The sequence below is a fragment of the Pectobacterium zantedeschiae genome (genome assembly GCF_004137795.1).
GTDB classification, from domain to species: Bacteria; Pseudomonadota; Gammaproteobacteria; order Enterobacterales; family Enterobacteriaceae; genus Pectobacterium; species Pectobacterium zantedeschiae.
On record NZ_NWTM01000001.1, the window covers coordinates 332,342 to 350,808 of the forward strand.

At 50.4% G+C, this 18,467-nt stretch carries 16 protein-coding genes; 10 read left to right on the plus strand and 6 right to left on the minus strand.

Annotation, left to right across the window (positions count from 1 at the left end):
* Positions 1 to 79: 79 nt before the first annotated feature.
* Positions 80 to 706: a GSH-dependent disulfide bond oxidoreductase gene (gene yfcG / locus CLR69_RS01560; protein ID WP_129705525.1), complete on the minus strand. Its 627-nt coding sequence runs from the start codon at positions 704 to 706 to the stop codon at positions 80 to 82.
* Positions 707 to 960: 254 nt separating this feature from the next.
* Between yfcG and yfcE the strand changes: the two genes are divergently transcribed.
* Both yfcE and yfcD read left to right on the plus strand, forming a co-directional pair.
* Entirely contained in the window at positions 961 to 1,512 is a 552-nt protein-coding gene (yfcE, locus tag CLR69_RS01565) for a phosphodiesterase (RefSeq protein ID WP_129711829.1), read from the plus strand.
* Positions 1,513 to 1,636: 124 nt separating this feature from the next.
* Positions 1,637 to 2,287 carry an NUDIX hydrolase YfcD gene (gene yfcD, locus CLR69_RS01570; RefSeq protein WP_129711828.1) on the plus strand — a complete coding sequence of 217 codons (651 nt, stop codon included), beginning with the start codon at positions 1,637 to 1,639 and terminating at the stop codon, positions 2,285 to 2,287.
* An 81-nt stretch (positions 2,288 to 2,368) separates the two neighbouring features.
* On the opposite strand, the gene CLR69_RS01575 is transcribed toward yfcD, so the two are convergent.
* The 3 genes from CLR69_RS01575 to ackA all read right to left on the minus strand — a co-directional run bounded on the left by CLR69_RS01575 (position 2,369) and on the right by ackA (position 7,042).
* Positions 2,369 to 3,229: a DUF817 domain-containing protein gene (locus CLR69_RS01575; protein WP_129712052.1), complete on the minus strand. Its 861-nt coding sequence runs from the start codon at positions 3,227 to 3,229 to the stop codon at positions 2,369 to 2,371.
* A gap of 392 nt (positions 3,230 to 3,621) precedes the next feature.
* Complete coding sequence (gene pta / locus CLR69_RS01580; protein WP_129705533.1) at positions 3,622 to 5,760, minus strand: phosphate acetyltransferase; 2,139 nt, start codon at positions 5,758 to 5,760, stop codon at positions 3,622 to 3,624.
* Positions 5,761 to 5,839: 79 nt separating this feature from the next.
* The gene (gene ackA / locus CLR69_RS01585) at positions 5,840 to 7,042 is read right to left on the minus strand and encodes an acetate kinase (RefSeq protein WP_129705535.1); all 1,203 of its coding nucleotides are present in this window, start codon (positions 7,040 to 7,042) and stop codon (positions 5,840 to 5,842) included.
* Between the two features lie 429 nt (positions 7,043 to 7,471).
* On the opposite strand from ackA, the gene yfbV reads away from it, so the two are divergent.
* The 4 genes from yfbV to CLR69_RS01605 all read left to right on the plus strand — a co-directional run bounded on the left by yfbV (position 7,472) and on the right by CLR69_RS01605 (position 11,299).
* Complete coding sequence (gene yfbV, locus CLR69_RS01590) at positions 7,472 to 7,927, plus strand: terminus macrodomain insulation protein YfbV (protein WP_129705537.1); 456 nt, start codon at positions 7,472 to 7,474, stop codon at positions 7,925 to 7,927.
* Between the two features lie 165 nt (positions 7,928 to 8,092).
* The gene (locus tag CLR69_RS01595) at positions 8,093 to 8,587 is read left to right on the plus strand and encodes a YfbU family protein (RefSeq protein WP_129705539.1); all 495 of its coding nucleotides are present in this window, start codon (positions 8,093 to 8,095) and stop codon (positions 8,585 to 8,587) included.
* Between the two features lie 21 nt (positions 8,588 to 8,608).
* Positions 8,609 to 9,265, plus strand: coding sequence for a sugar phosphatase (locus CLR69_RS01600; RefSeq protein WP_129711827.1), 657 nt, complete (start codon positions 8,609 to 8,611; stop codon positions 9,263 to 9,265).
* A 201-nt stretch (positions 9,266 to 9,466) separates the two neighbouring features.
* Positions 9,467 to 11,299, plus strand: a complete 1,833-nt coding sequence (locus tag CLR69_RS01605) for an SLC13 family permease (protein WP_129711826.1) — start codon at positions 9,467 to 9,469, stop codon at positions 11,297 to 11,299.
* 46 nt (positions 11,300 to 11,345) lie between these two features.
* Here the strand turns inward: CLR69_RS01605 and yfbR are convergent, their stop codons facing one another.
* Both yfbR and CLR69_RS01615 read right to left on the minus strand, forming a co-directional pair.
* Positions 11,346 to 11,945 carry a 5'-deoxynucleotidase gene (gene yfbR, locus CLR69_RS01610; protein WP_129705546.1) on the minus strand — a complete coding sequence of 200 codons (600 nt, stop codon included), beginning with the start codon at positions 11,943 to 11,945 and terminating at the stop codon, positions 11,346 to 11,348.
* 142 nt (positions 11,946 to 12,087) lie between these two features.
* Positions 12,088 to 13,302 (minus strand): pyridoxal phosphate-dependent aminotransferase, encoded by a 1,215-nt coding sequence (locus tag CLR69_RS01615; RefSeq protein ID WP_129711825.1) that lies wholly within the window; start codon positions 13,300 to 13,302, stop codon positions 12,088 to 12,090.
* A gap of 502 nt (positions 13,303 to 13,804) precedes the next feature.
* Here CLR69_RS01615 and lrhA point away from each other — a divergent pair.
* The 4 genes from lrhA (at position 13,805) to nuoC (ending at position 18,465) form a co-directional block, all read left to right on the plus strand.
* Complete coding sequence (lrhA, locus tag CLR69_RS01620) at positions 13,805 to 14,755, plus strand: transcriptional regulator LrhA (RefSeq protein WP_129711824.1); 951 nt, start codon at positions 13,805 to 13,807, stop codon at positions 14,753 to 14,755.
* A gap of 679 nt (positions 14,756 to 15,434) precedes the next feature.
* Positions 15,435 to 15,875 carry an NADH-quinone oxidoreductase subunit A gene (locus CLR69_RS01625; protein ID WP_129705553.1) on the plus strand — a complete coding sequence of 147 codons (441 nt, stop codon included), beginning with the start codon at positions 15,435 to 15,437 and terminating at the stop codon, positions 15,873 to 15,875.
* 17 nt (positions 15,876 to 15,892) lie between these two features.
* Positions 15,893 to 16,567, plus strand: a complete 675-nt coding sequence (locus CLR69_RS01630; protein WP_005969846.1) for a NuoB/complex I 20 kDa subunit family protein — start codon at positions 15,893 to 15,895, stop codon at positions 16,565 to 16,567.
* A 98-nt stretch (positions 16,568 to 16,665) separates the two neighbouring features.
* Positions 16,666 to 18,465, plus strand: coding sequence for an NADH-quinone oxidoreductase subunit C/D (gene nuoC / locus CLR69_RS01635; RefSeq protein ID WP_129711823.1), 1,800 nt, complete (start codon positions 16,666 to 16,668; stop codon positions 18,463 to 18,465).
* Positions 18,466 to 18,467 lie beyond the last annotated feature (2 nt).

Consider the following 18,467-nt stretch of genomic DNA (forward strand, 5'->3'; position numbering starts at 1 on the left):
GGTAACAGTATCATTAACAACGATATGTTGATTACCATAACAGAAGATACCCAAAGGCCGAATGAGATACGCCAGAATTTTACTGCTCTGCCCGCTGGTAAGCCCGTTGCGTTGCAGGGCGATCGCTAATGCGTGTATACCACGCTTTTACTGCTGGATAATCATCAAGGTCGACGCGCTGGCGGGCGTAAGAAACAACCCATGGGTAAGTCGCAATATCGGCAATACTGTAATTTTCGCCTGCTAGCCAAGGGCTGTCTTGCAGATGTTTATCCAGCACGCGATACAGACGCTGAGTTTCCTGTTGATAGCGTTCAATCGCGTAAGGCACTGGCTGAGGTGCATAATGATTAAAATGATGATTCTGCCCCAGCATCGGCCCGAAACCAGCGACCTGCCAGAACAGCCACTGTAGCGTGGCGGTACGCTCGCGTAGCGATGAACCCAAGAGTACGCCGTGTTTTTCCGCCAGATAGAGTAGGATCGCCCCTGATTCAAACAGGTTAATCGGCGTGTCACCTTCTGCTGGCTGCGAGTCGACAATCGCGGGGATTTTGTTGTTAGGCGAAATAGCCAAAAATTCCGGCTTGAACTGCTCGCCTTTACTGATGTTTACGCGGTGGAGTTGGTAGGGGAGATTAGCTTCTTCCAGAAACAGGGTGATCTTGTGCCCGTTAGGGGTTGGTGCGTAATACAGGTCAATCATGAATCAAGTCTCCGTTTTAATTCAGAAAAACATCATGGAACTGTATGGCAGTTATTCGCCTCAGAGAGCGATGTGCTGTCAGAATAGCGTGGGCTCTTACCCTACCACTTCTGCGGGTGAAAAATAAGCGATGGCGCACGTCGTTGCACGATCTTTACCGGAAGCGCTTAGCCAACTTTGATAGACTACCTCTAATAACGGGTGAGGGTGTTGTGGATACAACATGGTTGATATAAACGTTGTGGGGATAAGCGATGAAATTGATGTTTGCGTCCGATATACACGGTTCTCTCAGCGCGACGGAGCGCGTGCTGGCGATCTTTGAGCAGAGTCATGCTGACTGGCTTATTTTATTGGGCGATTTTCTCAATCATGGTCCGCGCAACCCGTTGCCGGAGAAATATCAGCCCGCAGAGGTGGCAAATCGGTTGAACGCTTATGCGTCACGTATCATCGCCGTGCGGGGAAATTGTGACAGCGAGGTGGATCAGATGTTGTTGACCTTTCCGATCACGGCATCGTGGCAACATGTGCTATTGCCACAGAATCGCCTTTTCCTGACGCACGGTCATCTTTATCATCCAGAGAACCTACCGCCGTTACACACGGGGGATGTATTGGTATATGGCCACACCCATATCCCGGTTGCTGAGCAGCGCGATGAATATTATTTTTTTAATCCCGGCTCAGTGAGCTTGCCGAAAGGGGGATACCCCGCGAGCTACGGTTTACTTGAACAAGGTGAGTTGCGGGTTCTGCCGCTATACGGTGGTGAGCCTATTGCACAGGTCGTGATTAGGCATTAATTTAGAGCAAAATCCTGTTTTTGACCTTGAATAATGGCAAGGTAGCAGGGAATATTCGCAGCAAAGATCGATCATTTAAAACAGACGCGCGTAGCAACGTGCCAATACTAAAGGGTTTCAGAGGATGGCGGAACAAAGTCAGGCAGCAGGCACAGAGTGGGTTGATATCGTCAATGAAAACAACGAGGTAATTGCTCAGTCAAGTCGTCAGCAGATGCGTGCTCAGAGTCTTCGTCATCGCGCCACTTACATTGTTGTGCATGATGGCATGGGTAAAATTCTGGTGCAGCGTCGGACGAAAATCAAAGACTTCTATCCAGGCTGGCTGGACGCAACGGCGGGCGGCGTGGTGCAAAGCGGCGAACAGATGCTGGAATCTGCGCGTCGTGAAGCGGAAGAAGAGCTTGGCATTGCTGGCGTGCCGTTCGCGGAACACGGTTTGTTCTATTACGAAGGCGAAAATTGCCGAGTGTGGGGCGGGTTATTTAGCTGTGTCACTCACGGGCCGTTCGCGCTACAGGAAGAAGAAGTTGATGAAGTCAGCTGGCTGACGCCGCAAGAAATTACCGCACGCTGCGATGAGTTTACGCCGGATTCACTGAAAGCCCTGTCGCTATGGCTGACGCGCTATAGCGATCAGGAATATGGCAAGCCGATTTCACGTCAGTTGATCGAAGCGGTAGAAGCCTCTGCGACGCCTGCTGTTTATGATGAAAGTACTCATGACGAAAGCGATAGCAACACAGAGTCACCGGAAGCCGATTCGCAGAAATAACCCAACGTCAGACACATTCTTACCTCGCCGCTGCTTTTTTCCGCAGCGGCGTCTATTTTCCGAATGAGGGTACGCTGTTCATCATTCAGGAACATGAATACTCTTTTTGATGTCCTTCAGGTAAATCACGATGGTGAACGTCATGATCACCAGCAAAGCCCATGAACTCCATTTCCCTACGTGAACCATCGACCAAGCGCCGAGCTGTTCTGGATAGCTCCAGATACTGAAAAACGTACTGATATTTTCAGCTAGCCAGATGAAAAAGCCGATCAGAATAAAAGCCAACGACAGCGGCATTCGTCGTTCCCGATCGCAAGGTGTGAAAATGACGGTGGTTCGCGCATAGAGCCCGACGGCGAGTGCGGCGATGTACCAGCGGTAATCGCCGATGTAGTGGTGGGTGAAGAAATTGGCATAAATCAGGATCGCAACGAGCGTTGCCAGCCAGTAGGGCGGGTGATGGCGAATTTTAAGATCGAATAGCCGCCAGGACTGAATGATATAGCTACCTACAGAGGCGTACATGAATCCGGCGAACAGCGGCACACCGAATAATTTGGTGTAGGCGAAATCAGGGTAAGACCAGGAACGAATACCTGATGAGGTTTTAAAGACCTCAAGAGCAAAACCCACGAGGTGAAACAGCGTAACGGCTTTTAGCTCGTCCCAGGTTTCCAGTTTGCTGGCAACCATCCATCCCTGAATCAGAATGGCGAATATCAGCAGCAAATCATAGCGTGGGATAGAAAACCAGCCAGCTTTCGGCACGCTGAAAACCGCAAGGAAGAACAGACCAACGAAAATACAGGCGCGGGCTTCTTTGACACCAAAATAGAGGAATTCAATAAAAAAACGGGCTAACCCTTGCGGCGATGAAGGTGTGATCCCTTTTTCCAATTGCTGCTGAAAGTGTTGATCTAATAGTCGTATTACAGTCATCCATCGACCCTGTTTTATGGTTATTTTTGTGTCTGCTCGGTGTGGTTTTTTGTGCGTATAGCAATAAAAAATGCCAGCCCTAAGGCTGGCATAGAAGATAACAGAATTAATCTGAATATATCCGTCATACTTCAAGCTGATTGTGCGTTGTCTGCCTTTAAATACTCGGCCCGTCGTGGGCCTCACCCTAAAGGGCCGCTGCAAGCAGCGTTCAAATCTGCTCCCGGCAGATTTGTCACCCAGTCACTTACTTGAGTAAGCTCCTGGGGATTAATGAGCCTCATTTGCGAGGCTCACCCTTCGGGCTAGCGTTCACGCTGTTCAAATCGGTCTGGAACCGATTTGTCGTGCAGTTGCCGCCTTCAAGCAACTCGAATTATTTAGGATATAGATTAGAGCTGTGTAGCCTGAATGGCGGTCAGAGCGACGGTATAAACGATATCGTCTACCAGTGCGCCACGAGACAGGTCGTTAACCGGTTTGCGCATGCCTTGCAGCATTGGCCCGATGGAGATCAGGTCGGCAGAACGCTGTACCGCTTTGTACGTGGTATTACCGGTGTTCAGATCAGGGAAGATGAACACGGTAGCTTTACCCGCAACAGGTGAATTCGGTGCTTTAGACTGTGCAACATCGGCCATGATAGCGGCGTCGTATTGCAGCGGACCATCGATAACCAGATCAGGACGTTTTTCCTGCGCCAGACGGGTCGCTTCACGCACTTTCTCAACATCGCTACCTGCACCGGAGTTACCGGTAGAGTAGGAGATCATTGCAACACGCGGGTCGATACCGAATGCGGTAGCGGAGTCAGCAGACTGGATTGCGATTTCAGCCAGTTGCTCTGCGGTTGGATCTGGGTTGATGGCACAGTCGCCGTAGACCAGAACTTGTTCAGGCAGCAGCATGAAGAACACGGAAGACACCAGCGAGCTGCCCGGCGCAGTTTTGATCAACTGTAGCGGCGGACGGATGGTGTTAGCGGTGGTATGAACGGCACCTGAAACCAGACCGTCAACTTCACCCTGTTCCAGCATCAGCGTACCCAGAACCACATTGTCTTCGAGCTGTTCACGCGCAACCACTTCGGTCATGCCTTTGCTCTTACGCAGTTCAACCAGACGTGCAACATAGCGCTCACGCACGGCAATCGGGTCGACGATTTCGATGCCTTTGCCCAATTCTACGCCCTGAGCGGCGGCAACACGTTGAATCTCTTCTGGATTACCGATCAGCACACAGTGTGCAATACCGCGTTCAGCACAGATAGACGCTGCTTTAACGGTACGTGGTTCATCACCCTCTGGCAGAACGATACGTTTGCCCGCTTTGCGCGCCAGTTCGGTCAACTGGTAGCGGAATGCAGGCGGAGACAGGCGACGTGAACGCTCAGACTCGGCGCTTAGTGAATCGATCCATTGGGTGTCGATGTGGCGTGCGACATATTCTTGCACTTTCTCGACGCGCTGACGGTCATCAGCCGGAACTTCAAGATTGAAGCTTTGCAGGCTGAGTGAGGTCTGCCAGGTGTTGGTGTCGACCATGAATACTGGCAGGCCAGTCTGGAAGGCACGTTCGCACAGTTTGGCAATGCTCGGATCCATTTCGTAGCCGCCAGTCAGCAGCAGGGCACCGATTTCCACGCCATTCATGGCAGCCAGACAGGCGGCAACCAGAACGTCAGGACGGTCAGCGGAAGTCACCAGCAGTGAGCCCGGACGGAAATGCTCCAGCATATGAGGAATGCTACGTGCACAGAAAGTGACAGACTTAACGCGGCGTGTCTGAATATCACCTTCATTGATGATGCGGGCATTCAGGTGCTTCGCCATATCGACGGCACGCGTAGCAATCAGGTCAAAGCTCCATGGAATGCAGCCCAAAACCGGCAGCGGGCTGTTAGCGAAAAGCTGCTTAGGATCGATGTTGGCAACGCTGGCTTTCGTGGAGTCGTCAAAGATTTCAGACAGGTCAGGGCGAGTGCGGCCCTGGTCGTCTACTGGCGCATTCAATTTGTTGATGATCACGCCAGTGATGTTTTTGTTTTTGCTGCCGCCGAAGCTGGAACGCGCCAGTTCGATGCGGTCTTTCAACTGTGCCGGGGAATCGTTACCCAGCGCCAGTACGAAGACGATTTCTGCGTTCAGCGTTTTGGCGATTTCATAGTTCAGCGCGTTAGCAAACTGGTGCTTACGGGTAGGAACCAGGCCTTCTACCAGAACGACTTCAGCGTCTTTGGTATTTTCGTGGTAGCGCGCGATGATTTCTTCCATCAACACGTCTTGCTGGTTGGAGCTCAGCAGGGCTTCAACGCGGCTCATCGCCAGCGGCTCGGCGGCGCTGATGGCGGAATTAGCACGAATAATGGTGGTGGTTTGATCTGGCGTATTGTCGCCACTGCGCGGCTGGGCGATAGGTTTGAACACGCTCAGGCGAACGCCTTTCTGTTCCATGGAGCGGATGACACCCAGGCTGACGCTTGTCAGACCAACGCTGGTGCCAGTTGGGATCAACATGATTATACGGGACACGGCCGAACCTCTTTACGGTTGCTCGTTAGTCAAAAACAACACCGTCAGCCTTGGCTGACGGTGTTGGGAGTTACGTGTTTTACGCGGTCAGACGGTAAGCGTCTTCGGCGATGACCAATTCTTCATTGGTCGGGATAACCAGCGCCGGACGGGTGCCATCTTTCGCGATGTTGCCACCTTTACCGAAGCGTGCAGCCAGGTTACGTTCGTGATCGACGTCAAAGCCCAGCAGACCCAGTTTTTTCAGCGACAGTTCGCGAACCATTGCTGCGTTTTCACCGATACCACCGGTGAAGATGACGGCATCCAGACGGCCTTCCATCAGTGCCGCGTAAGAACCGATGTATTTAGCCAGGCGGTGGCAGTAAACGTCCATTGCACGTTTAGCGTCTGCTTTCGTCTCGTAGTTATCTTCAACGTAGCGGCAGTCGCTGGTTACTTCAGTCAGACCCAGCAGACCAGATTCTTTGGTCAGCAGAGTGTTGATGCTGGCAACATCCATACCCAGTGCGTCGTGCAGATGGAAAATGATGGCAGGATCGATATCACCGGAACGTGTTCCCATTACCAGCCCTTCCAGCGGGGTCAGACCCATAGAGGTGTCAACGCATTCACCGTTACGGATTGCAGTAACGGAACCACCGTTGCCCAGGTGGCAAGTGATGACATTCAGCTCTTCTACTGGCTTGTTCAGCACTTTTGCAGCTTCGCGAGAAACGAAGTAGTGACTGGTGCCGTGCGCGCCATAACGACGGATGTGGTTTTCTTTATACAGTTTGTACGGCAGTGCATAAAGGTAGGATTCTTCCGGCATGGTCTGATGGAACGCGGTGTCGAAAACAGCAACGTTTTTGTCAGCCAGGTGTGGGAAAGATTTCAGTGCTTCGTCGATACCGATCAGGTGCGCCGGGTTGTGCAAAGGTGCAAAAGGTACGGAATCTTTGATACCCTGAAGAACATCATCAGTGATGATCGCGGATTGGGTGAACTTCTCACCGCCGTGAACGATACGGTGGCCAATAGCAACCAACTGAGCAGACAGATCTGGCTTCTGAGACAGAATGGTATTGACGATGAAGTTCAGCGCTTCGCTGTGAGCTGCACCGGCACCCAGTTCGGCGTCGTGTTTACCGCCGTCCATTTTCCATTTGATGCGGGCTTCAGGCAGGTTGAAACATTCGGCTAAACCAGACAGGTACTCTTCTCCGTTAATCGCATCGATGATCGCGAATTTCAGGGATGAACTACCGCAGTTAAGAACCAGTACTAACTTACTCGACATGGAAGTACCTACTTGTTATACATGGTTAAAAAAATGTCATACAGGGCATAGCGTATCGCATGCCGCCACTGGCATTTATGATTAACATCATACCTTGGTGTGATACACCAGACACAATGGTGAAATAGGGTCGATACTATGACGTATGTTATATCGAATTATCGCTACAACAATGCGACAGCGACCTAATGTAAACCGCAGCTTTTAAAGCGATGGATAACCGCGTTATGGCCGTTGGCTGCGCTTATATCGCGAAGGGAATTATACTCCTTGCGTGTAGTCATACTACTTTAGGTATACAGCGGCCAAAAGGCCGGTTTAGGATACCGATAGCGTAGGCTAAACACAAAATATATTTTAACCTTATCAACTTGAGTTGTTGATTTGTGCAAAAGTTTTATTTTTTATCTGTAAAGTTGAGGTGTGGCTATGGCGACGAAACCAGACAGTAGAATTAGTTGGCTACAGTTACTCCAACGTGGGCAGCATTACATGAAGACGTGGCCAGCAGAAAAGCAACTGGCACCTATATTTCCTGAAAACCGTGTGGTGCGAGCGACGCGGTTTGGTATTCGCATCATGCCGCCACTGGCGGTCTTCACACTAACGTGGCAGATTGCGCTTGGTGGCCAGCTCGGTCCAGCCATCGCCACCGCACTTTTTGCCTGTAGCCTACCGCTGCAAGGTCTCTGGTGGCTTGGTCGCCGTTCTGTTACTCCTCTACCGCCGACGCTAGCGCAGTGGTTCCATGAAATTCGCCATAAGCTATTGGAGTCAGGTCAGGCATTAGCGCCTTTGGAAGAGGCACCGACTTACCAAACCTTGGCGGATGTGCTGAAACGCGCATTTAATCAGCTTGATAAAACCTTCCTTGATGATTTGTGATCGGCGTCAGGCTGTGTGCGGGTTGATGGCTATTTTGTTCTTTCCCCTGTTTCAAATCAAAGAAGCGGTGGCTACCGCTATCGTGACACGATTCAGTATGCGATTCTGCGGTTAATACCTATTTAGCGACATTGGCTTACACCAAAGAGGGTTCAGGAGAGCAACATGGAAATGACGAATGCCCAGAGATTGATCCTTTCAAACCAATACAAAATGATGACGATGCTCGATCCAGATAACGCTGAGCGCTATCGTCGGCTACAAACTATCATCGAGCGTGGCTACGGTTTGCAGATGCGCGAACTGGATCGTGAATTTGGTGAACTGACCGAAGACGTTTGCCGCACCATTATTAACGTCATGGAAATGCATCATGCTTTACAGGTGTCGTGGACCAATCTGAAAGATAAGCAGGATCTGGATGAACGACGTCTGACTTTCCTGGGTTTTGATGCCGCAACAGAAGCGCGCTACCTTGGCTTTGTACGCTTTATGGTACATGTAGAAGGTCGCTATCCTCACTTTGACGCGGGCACACATGGTTTTAACGCTCAGACGAAAATGTGGGAAAAATACAATAGAATGCTGGCTGTCTGGCAATCCTGCCCGCGTCAGTATCACTTGAGTGCAGTTGAGATCGCACAGATCATCAACGCCTGATTAATGAAAAAGGGGCTTTCTGTGGAGTGTAAAGGTTTTCTGTTCGACCTCGATGGTACGCTGGTTGATTCACTGCCTGCTGTAGAACGTGCGTGGATTAACTGGGCAAAAGATCACGATATTGAACCACAGGAAGTGCTGGATTTTATTCATGGCAAGCAGGCAATCACGTCCTTGCGTCACTTTCTTCAGGGGCAGAGCGAAGAAACGATTCAACAGGAGTTTGATGCGCTGGAGAAAACAGAGGCTTCTGATACACAAGGTATTGTTGCAATGCCAGGAGCGAAAGCGCTGTTGGATCGTTTAGATGCGTTGGATATTCCCTGGGCAATAGTGACATCAGGTACGGTGCCGATTGCCAGCGCACGTCATCAACGTGGAGAACTGCCTGCTCCTCACGCCTTTATTACGGCGGAGCAGGTTGCTAAAGGCAAGCCAAACCCCGATGCCTATTTACTGGGTGCACAGCAGTTAGGGCTGAAGCCAGAAGAGTGTGTGGTTGTTGAGGATGCACCAGCGGGCGTGTTATCAGGTCTGGCGGCTGGCTGCAAAGTTATCGCGGTGAAGGCGCCAGCGGATACGCCGAGGTTAGATGAGGTCGATCTGATCCTTGATTCACTGGAGCAGATAGAAATAGAGCCATTGCCTAACGGTGCTAAGGTGCTTCTGCGCCAGTAGGTCGTCTGTAACATAATGACAAAACTGTGACTAAATATGATCAAACCTCGCATCCGCGAGGTTTTTTTATGGCAGACTATCCCTGTCTGCCACACTTAACTTAGGCCACCGCACAGCGGTGTTAAAAAATGCTCCTGCATTTTTTTATGGCATGCTGAAACTCACACCTCTCAATATGTATTTTCCGTCAGGGGAACCGTTTTGAATAGCGAACTTCTCTGGGTTTTATCCCTGTTGCTGATCGCCATTGTGTTGTTTACCACTAATAAATTACGCATGGATGTCGTAGCGCTATTGGTCATTATCGCCTTTGTATTGAGCGGTACATTGACGCTATCTGAAGCGTTGACAGGGTTCAGCGATCCTAATGTGATATTGATTGCTGCCCTGTTTGTCATTGGTGAAGGATTGGTTCGTACCGGCGTTGCTTATCAGGTCGGTGACTGGCTGGTTCGCGTTGCGGGCAGCAATGAGATGAAGATGCTGATCTTATTGATGTTCACCGTTGCGCTATTGGGGGCCTTCATGAGTTCTACCGGCGTTGTCGCGATTTTTATTCCCGTGGTGTTGAGTGTTTCCGCACGGATGAAAATTTCCCCCGGAAGGCTGATGATGCCGCTGAGCTTTGCTGGGTTGATTAGTGGCATGATGACGCTGGTAGCGACGCCGCCGAATATGGTGGTGAGCAGCGAACTGATGCGTGAGGGTGTTGCGGGTTTTGGGTTCTTTGGCGTGACACCGATAGGTATGGTTGTGCTGCTGCTGGGCGTGGCGTATATGATGGTGGCGCGTTACTGGCTTGGCGAGGCTGAGACGGCAACAGCAAAAGAAATATGGAAGAGAAGAACATTTCGCGATCTGATCCGCGATTACCGATTGACGGGCAGGGCACGCCGACTGGCAATTCGGCCAGGATCGCCTTTTATCGGCCACCGTCTGGATGATTTACGTCTGCGCCAGCGTTTTGGTGCGAATGTCGTCGGGATTGAGCGCTGGCGTAAGTTTCGCCGCGTGATGATCAGCGTGGCTGGCAATACAGAGCTTCGCCTGAATGATGTCTTACTGATTGATATGTCAGCATCTGAAGTGGATTTACGCGAGTTTTGTACCGGGCAGCGGCTTGAACCGATGGTGCTGCGCGGTGAGTATTTTTCTGAACAGGCGCGTGATGTGGGGATGGCCGAAGTCTCTCTCATCCCTGACTCTGAACTATTAGGGAAAACGCTTTACGACGTCGGCTTTCGTAGCCGTTACGGCCTGAGCGTCGTGGGGATTCGCCGCGCAGGTGAAGCGATGGAGGGTATCCTCGCCGATGAGCCGCTCCAGCTCGGCGATATTCTGCTGGTGATGGGCGACTGGCGCATGATTCGACAGCTGCACACGCAGAAAAACGACTTCCTTTTGCTTAATCTCCCTGCCGAAGTGGATGATGTCGCCCCCGCGGTGAGTCAGGCTCCACACGCGCTGTTTTGTCTGGCATTGATGGTGGCGATGATGCTGACGGATGAAATACCGAATGCAGTTGCCGCGCTGATCGCCTGTTTGCTGATGGGCAAGTTCCGCTGTATTGATATGGAGAGCGCCTACCGGGCTATTCACTGGCCGAGCATTATTCTTATCGTCGGAATGATGCCATTTGCGTTGGCGTTGCAGCAAACCGGCGGTGTGGCATTGATTGTTAAAGGGCTGATGGATGTCGCCGGAAATGCAGGGCCGCATGTGATGCTGGTGTGCCTGTTCGTGTTGTGTGCCGTGATCGGTCTGTTTATTTCCAACACGGCGACGGCGGTGTTGATGGCACCCATTGCGATTGCTGCGGCGAAGCAGATGGGCGTGTCACCTTATCCTTTTGCTATGATCATCGCGATTGCGGCATCTGCTGCCTTTATGACGCCCGTGTCGTCACCGGTGAATACATTGGTATTGGGGCCGGGTGGCTATAAATTTGGGGACTTTGTGCGCATTGGCGTCCCCTTTACCGTACTGGTGATGCTTGTCAGCGTAGTGATGGTGCCGTGGCTGTATCCGTTCTGACGGTGCCAGCTGTTCTCATTGATGCATGTTCTTATCAAGGCAAATGTTACAGCGGCGAATCTTGGCTGATTTCGTCCAGCGACAGGCTGAAACTGGGAACGAACACCGTCATGAAATAATCCATTTCCGGGCTATGGCGTAGTTGCAATGTTTTTTCCAACCGCGCTTTGGCAAGCGTGAACTCGGCGTTTCCTGCGGATAACTCTTCCAGGCACTTCAGGTAGGCGCAAAGTGCGTCTGCCTGCTTAACAATGGCGCGTTCTTCTTCGCTGGTGTAGTTGTCATCCAGCAGCATCCGATAATCCTGCTGCAATTCTTCAGGTAGCATCTCGATCAGCTTCTGCTGTGCAATCTTCTCTATCTTCTTGTACTCATGAGCGATCTGCGCGTTGTAGTATTTGATTGGCGTCGGCATATCGCCCGTCAATACTTCACTGGCGTCATGATACATCGCTAATAGCGCGATGCGTTCAGCGTTCAGGTTTCCCTCGAATTTGCGGTTTTTGATCACCGCCAGTGCGTGAGCGACAAAGGCGACCTGAAGACTATGTTCGGAGACGTTTTCTGTGCGCACGTTGCGCATCAGCGGCCAACGACTGATAAGTTTTAGACGGGATAAGTGGGCGAAAAAGTGGCTCTGATTCATTGCGATCTCTCAGACAACAGCGCGGTGAAATATCAATATCGTGGACGTCTATTGTGAGCATTTGCCGAAGATTATGCAAACGAAGGTCGGGTTTTCGCCGGGCGACAACGACTGCCCGGCGATGGGGGCGATTATTACTGGGCTATTGGTGATAGTGCCCCAGGAAGCGCCCTAATTTGTGAATTGCCATATCTAACTCATCAACGCGTGGTAGCGTGACGATACGCACATGATCCGGGTGAGGCCAGTTAAAGGCGGTTCCCTGAACCAGTAACACTTTCTCCTGTAACAGGAGATCCAGCACCAGTTTTTGGTCGTCGTGGATATTAAAGCGTTTGGCATCAATGCGCGGGAACATATACAGCGCGCCGCGTGGTTTTACACATGACACGCCGGGAATCTGATTGATCAATTCCCAAGAGCGGTTGCGCTGTTCATACAGGCGTCCACCAGGTTGAATAAATTCGCTGATGCTTTGGTAGCCACCCAAGGCGGTCTGAATCGCATGCTGCATTGGCACGTTGGCACACAAACGCATGGACGCTAGCATTTCCAGCCCTTCAATGTACCCTTTTGCGTGCTTTTTCGGGCCGTTCAGGACCATCCAGCCTTGACGGAAACCCGCCACGCGGTACGTTTTGGACAGCCCATTGAACGTGACTGTCAGCAGATCCGGTGCTAGTGCTGCTATTGAGTGATGCTGCGCATCGTCATATAGAATTTTGTCGTAAATTTCATCGGCGAAAATGATCAGGTTATGTTCACGCGCGATAGCCACGATATCCAGCAGCAGCTCTTTGCTGTAGACCGCACCTGTCGGATTGTTCGGGTTGATGATGACAATACCGCGAGTATTGGACGTGATCTTTTTGCGGATATCGTCCAGATCGGGGAACCAATCGGAGGACTCATCGCAGAGATAGTGAACGGCATTGCCGTTAGACAGGGAAACCGCCGCTGTCCAGAGTGGGTAATCCGGTGCGGGAACCAGCATTTCATCACCCGGATTGAGTAACGCCTGCATGGATTGCACGATGAGTTCGGAAACACCGTTGCCAATATAGACATCTTCAACCGTAATATCGCGCATATCCCGCGCCTGATAGTGCTGAACGATAGCTTTACGGGCGGAATAGAGACCTTTGGAATCACAATAGCCCTGTGCAGTGGGCAGGTTACGGATGACATCGACCAGAATTTCGTCTGGTGCCTCGAAGCCGAAAGGGGCAGGGTTGCCAATATTCAGTTTAAGGACTTTGTTACCTTCTTCTTCAAGCCGCTTGGCTTCCTTTAAGACTGGGCCACGGATGTCATAGCATACGTTCTCCAGTTTCTTGGATTTTTCAATCGGAGACATAAATAGTACGAACCTTTTGCGAGAGAGCGCATATTCCCAGATGGAATAGCATAACCTGCTTAATGTACTCCTCCTATAGTACCTTTTGAAGAATGATTATCGCTTTTGCTGCAAATGATTGCGCATCTGCACTATATGGTTGTGTACTCGTTGGATGGTGCGATATGGTAGGGGGCGGACGACTGTTCATGCCGCACTTTTTTAGCGCCAAAATAAGGTGACAGGGAAAGCGGGTTTATTTAAGTGTAGGGCGTATTTATTTCGTAGGATGAAATAAAGAGAGAGTGTCGTTGTTATTGAATTAAGGATTAAGACTGGGGAGCCATTTAATTACATGATGTCTTACCAATGGAAAAGCGATAGGGGTAACGAAATATAAGTATTTTTTTGCCCTTATCGTGCGTCTGCGATAGTGTCTTTAAATGTATCGGTCATTACCTTTACATGTAATAAAACACCAGGAATATTTTGTTAAAATTAAAATAGATAAGTGAAAAATCGTATGACCAGTGCAAATCGACCAGTACTTAATCTCGATCTTGATTTACTGAGGACGTTTGTTGCCGTTGCAGATTTAAATACATTTGCAGCCGCGGCGGCCGCAGTTAATCGAACTCAATCGGCTGTCAGTCAGCAGATGCAGCGACTGGAACAGCTCATCGGAAAGGAACTTTTTGCCCGCCACGGGCGTAATAAATTGCTAACCGAGCATGGTATCCAGTTTCTTGGTTATGCCAGAAAAATACTACAATTCAATGATGAAGCCTGTATTTCATTAATGTACAGCGATATTCAGGGTACGCTGACCATTGGGGCATCTGACGATACTGCAGATACTATCCTCCCTTATATTTTACACCGGGTGACATCCGTATTTCCCAAACTCTCCGTCAACGTTAGTGTAAAGCGTAGCGCTGAAATGATGGAAATGCTGAGTCAGGGGAAAATAGATCTGGTCATTACCACAATGAACGGTGTGGTGTTTCCTCACGTGTTATTGCGTAGTTCTCCGACGCTATGGTACTGCGCTGCAGATTATCAGTTTAGAGCGCAAGAGCCCGTGCCTTTGGTTGTGTTGGATGAGCCGAGTCCTTTCCGTACGCTGGCTACGCAGCAACTGACGGCCGCAGGAATCCCCTGGAGAATCGCCTATGTGGCTTCAACGCTATCTGCTGTGCGAGCTGCGGTGAAAGCAGGAATGGGGATTACCGTGCGCTCAGTTGAAATGATGAGCCCAGAGCTACGAGTGTTAGGCGAGGAGGAAGGGTTGCCGAGATTGCCTGAAACACGCTATTTCCTCTGTCAGAACCCTAGCCAGGAGAATGAACTGGCGACGGCAATTTTTAATGTGATTGAATCAGGGAAGCCCACTCACATTACGCCTGTCAACGTGTTAGAAAACAGCACGAATGGAAGGCTGTCTTCCGATCCATCGCTGAAGGACGTGATTTAATCGTAATGGGTAGTTAACTATCATTCGGGGAGGGTAGGGATACACCCCGAATGATGATGATTTATGACCAATATGTTAAACCCGCGTCGACAGCGTCTTATTGACCTGCCCCTTCCTTGCTTTCTTCCCCTTTACGTTTTCCATTTGGCATCAATAGACTAGGTGCCGCGAGATAAAGCGCCTTCCTGCGTTTATAAAACGACGGTTCTATTTTTTTAAAATTATGTTATGGGAAATGATGTCCGACCTTACCCTTGAAGTAGTGTGGTTTTTTTACTAACTAAATTGGTAAAAATGTGTGCTGGATCAAAAAATACCCCTAATAACCCCATGGGGGAACAGGCATTTTCTGTGAAAATGGTATAGTGACGCAGTAAACTTGCTTTCTGTGTGGCTGTACTCTGGTTAACCAACGGAAGTACTGACTCGATTTAGCTACGAGTGAGGACACAAAATGTTAACAAAACAGCGTGCATGTAAAGTAATGTACTGTTATTTTTAGTAAGGTTGAAAAAAAGGTTACAAATTTAGGGGCTCAACCATACCAAGCAAGGGTTACCTGATACGTTTCCATGCTTTTTTGTGGTTATTAATCCTTCCTTTTAATCGATGTGGCGCATTAACTGCCGATAACAGAGCAGAGATGTTACCCGCCACTTTTGATGAGTAAGCAAAGAGAATGTCAACAACTACTGAAATCCTCGCCCATCATTGGGCGTTTGCGCTATTCCTTATCATCGCCATAGGCCTTTGCGTGTTCATGCTGACCGGTGGATTCTTGCTGGGTGGGAGAGCCAAGGCCAGGGCCAAAAACGTACCTTATGAATCTGGGATTGACTCAGTAGGTTCAGCGCGGTTACGTCTGTCTGCTAAATTTTATCTTGTCGCTATGTTCTTCGTTATCTTCGACGTTGAAGCCCTCTATCTTTACGCTTGGGCTGTGTCTATCAAAGAAAGCGGCTGGATTGGCTTCATCGAAGCAACCATTTTCATTTTGGTGCTGTTGGCTGGTTTGATTTACCTGGTACGCGTTGGGGCACTTGACTGGACCCCGGTACGTTCCAAGAGACAAGTCGTTAAATCAGACATCATCAACACTACCAACACTCATCCGCAGTAACAGCGAGGCATTTTAAGATGGACTATACGCTCACCCGCATAGAGCCGGACGGTGAGAATGACCGTTATCCCCTGCAACGTCAGGAGATCGTTTCCGACCCTCTGGAGCAACATGTTCACCGCAGTGTCTATATGGGCAAACTGGAACATGCATTACACGATACGGTGAACTGGGGTCGTCAGAATTCCCTGTGGCCGTATAACTTCGGCCTTTCCTGTTGCTACGTAGAAATGGTGACATCATTTACCGCCGTCCATGACGTAGCGCGTTTTGGCGCTGAAGTTCTGCGTGCATCGCCACGTCAGGCTGATTTCATGGTGGTTGCGGGTACCTGTTTTACCAAAATGGCCCCCGTTATTCAGCGTCTTTACGAGCAAATGCTTGAGCCTAAATGGGTTATCTCCATGGGCGCGTGCGCCAATTCCGGCGGTATGTACGATATCTATTCCGTCGTTCAGGGTGTGGATAAATTCCTGCCTGTTGATGTGTATATTCCGGGCTGCCCTCCGCGTCCTGAAGCCTATATGCAGGCGCTGCTGCTGCTGAAAGAATCCATCGGTAAAGAACGCCGTCCTCTGTCATGGGTGGTGGGTGAACAGGGCGTTTACCGCGCCAACATGCAATCTGAGCGTGAGCGCAAACGCGGCGAGCGAATCGCTGTGACTAACCTGCGTTCGCCTGATGAGATTTGACCTGTAGATGATAAACCCGGTGGCCGTGTAATACCCCGATAATAGTGTGCGGTCATTATCAGATACAGAAATAGCACATTTAATGTGGTGACATATTTATGACAGATTTAACGACGCACGATCTCGCTCAGCCAGGCTGGCAAACCCGCGATCACCTTAACGATCCGGTCGTTGGCGAACTGTGTAACCGTTTTGGACCAGATGCATTTACTGTACAGGCAACCCGCACAGGTATTCCCGTTGTGTGGGTCAAACGTGAGCAATTATTGGATGTTGTCGCATTCCTGAAAAAACAGCCAAAGCCTTATGTCATGCTGTTTGACCTGCACGGTATGGATGAGCGTCTGCGTACCCATCGTGAAGGTTTACCTGCCGCCGACTACTCCGTTTTTTACCACTTCATTTCCATCGAGCGTAACCGCGACATCATGCTGAAAGTCGCGTTGGCCGAGAATGACCTGCACGTACCCACCATGACTAAACTGTTCCCGAATGCCAACTGGTATGAGCGGGAAACGTGGGAGATGTTTGGTATTACGTTCAATGGTCACCCGCACCTGACGCGCATTATGATGCCGCAGACGTGGGAAGGGCACCCGCTGCGTAAAGACTATCCGGCGCGTGCGACCGAATTCGATCCTTTCGAGCTGACCAAGCAGAAAGAAGATCTGGAAATGGAGTCGCTGACGTTCAAACCGGAAGAGTGGGGAATGAAGCGCGGCACTGAAAATGAGGACTTCATGTTCCTCAACCTCGGTCCGAACCACCCATCTTCGCACGGTGCGTTCCGTATTATCCTGCAATTGGATGGTGAAGAAGTCATCGACTGCGTACCTGATGTGGGTTACCACCATCGTGGCGCGGAGAAAATGGGCGAGCGTCAGTCTTGGCATAGCTACATCCCTTATACTGACCGTATTGAATACCTCGGCGGCTGCGTTAACGAAATGCCGTACGTACTGGCCGTTGAAAAACTGGCAGGTATTGAGGTGCCGGATCGCGTCAAAACGATTCGCGTGATGCTGTCCGAGCTGTTCCGCATTAATAGCCACCTGTTGTATATCAGTACTTATATTCAGGACGTCGGTGCTATGACCCCGGTGTTCTTTGCGTTTACCGATCGCCAGAAAATTTACGATTTAGTTGAAGCGATTACCGGCTTCCGTATGCACCCAGCCTGGTTCCGCATCGGCGGTGTGGCACACGATTTGCCACGCGGCTGGGAGCGTCTGCTGCGTGAATTCCTCGATTGGATGCCGAGTCGTCTGGACACCTACGTTAAAGCTGCACTACAAAACACCATTCTGAAAGGCCGTACTCAGGGCGTCGCCGCCTACAATGCGAAAGAAGCATTGGAATGGGGCGTAACGGGTGCGGGTCTACGTGCTACAGGTATCGGTTTCGACGTGCGTAAATGGCGTCCGTATTCTGGCTACGAAAACTTTGACTTTGAAGTACCTGTAGGCGACGGCATCAGCGATTGCTATAGCCGCGTTATGCTGAAAGTCGAAGAGCTGCGTCAGAGCCTGCGTATTCTGGATCAGTGCCTCAAGAACATGCCTGAAGGGCCGTTCAAGGCGGATCACCCGCTGACGACGCCGCCACCAAAAGAGCGCACGTTGCAGCATATCGATACGCTGATCAACCACTTCCTTCAGGTTTCCTGGGGACCGGTTATGCCTGCCAATGAATCATTCCAGATGGTTGAGGCAACAAAAGGCATCAACAGCTATTACCTGACCAGTGACGGCGGCACGATGAGTTACCGTACCCGTATTCGCACGCCGAGCTATGCGCATCTGCAACAGATTCCTTCTGTAATTCGCGGATGTCTGGTATCCGACCTGATCGTTTACCTCGGCAGTATTGATTTCGTAATGTCAGATGTGGACCGCTAATT

Excerpts from the sequence above, each read along its gene's own strand:
- yfcG (WP_129705525.1), bottom strand. The coding sequence starts at position 706 with ATGATTGACCTGTATTACGCACCAACCCCTAACGGGCACAAGATCACC.
- yfcE (WP_129711829.1), top strand. The coding sequence starts at position 961 with ATGAAATTGATGTTTGCGTCCGATATACACGGTTCTCTCAGCGCGACG.
- yfcD (WP_129711828.1), top strand. The coding sequence starts at position 1,637 with ATGGCGGAACAAAGTCAGGCAGCAGGCACAGAGTGGGTTGATATCGTC.
- CLR69_RS01575 (WP_129712052.1), bottom strand. The coding sequence starts at position 3,229 with ATGACTGTAATACGACTATTAGATCAACACTTTCAGCAGCAATTGGAA.
- ackA (WP_129705535.1), bottom strand. The coding sequence starts at position 7,042 with ATGTCGAGTAAGTTAGTACTGGTTCTTAACTGCGGTAGTTCATCCCTG.
- yfbV (WP_129705537.1), top strand. The coding sequence starts at position 7,472 with ATGGCGACGAAACCAGACAGTAGAATTAGTTGGCTACAGTTACTCCAA.
- CLR69_RS01595 (WP_129705539.1), top strand. The coding sequence starts at position 8,093 with ATGGAAATGACGAATGCCCAGAGATTGATCCTTTCAAACCAATACAAA.
- yfbR (WP_129705546.1), bottom strand. The coding sequence starts at position 11,945 with ATGAATCAGAGCCACTTTTTCGCCCACTTATCCCGTCTAAAACTTATC.
- CLR69_RS01615 (WP_129711825.1), bottom strand. The coding sequence starts at position 13,302 with ATGTCTCCGATTGAAAAATCCAAGAAACTGGAGAACGTATGCTATGAC.
- lrhA (WP_129711824.1), top strand. The coding sequence starts at position 13,805 with ATGACCAGTGCAAATCGACCAGTACTTAATCTCGATCTTGATTTACTG.
- CLR69_RS01625 (WP_129705553.1), top strand. The coding sequence starts at position 15,435 with ATGTCAACAACTACTGAAATCCTCGCCCATCATTGGGCGTTTGCGCTA.
- CLR69_RS01630 (WP_005969846.1), top strand. The coding sequence starts at position 15,893 with ATGGACTATACGCTCACCCGCATAGAGCCGGACGGTGAGAATGACCGT.
- nuoC (WP_129711823.1), top strand. The coding sequence starts at position 16,666 with ATGACAGATTTAACGACGCACGATCTCGCTCAGCCAGGCTGGCAAACC.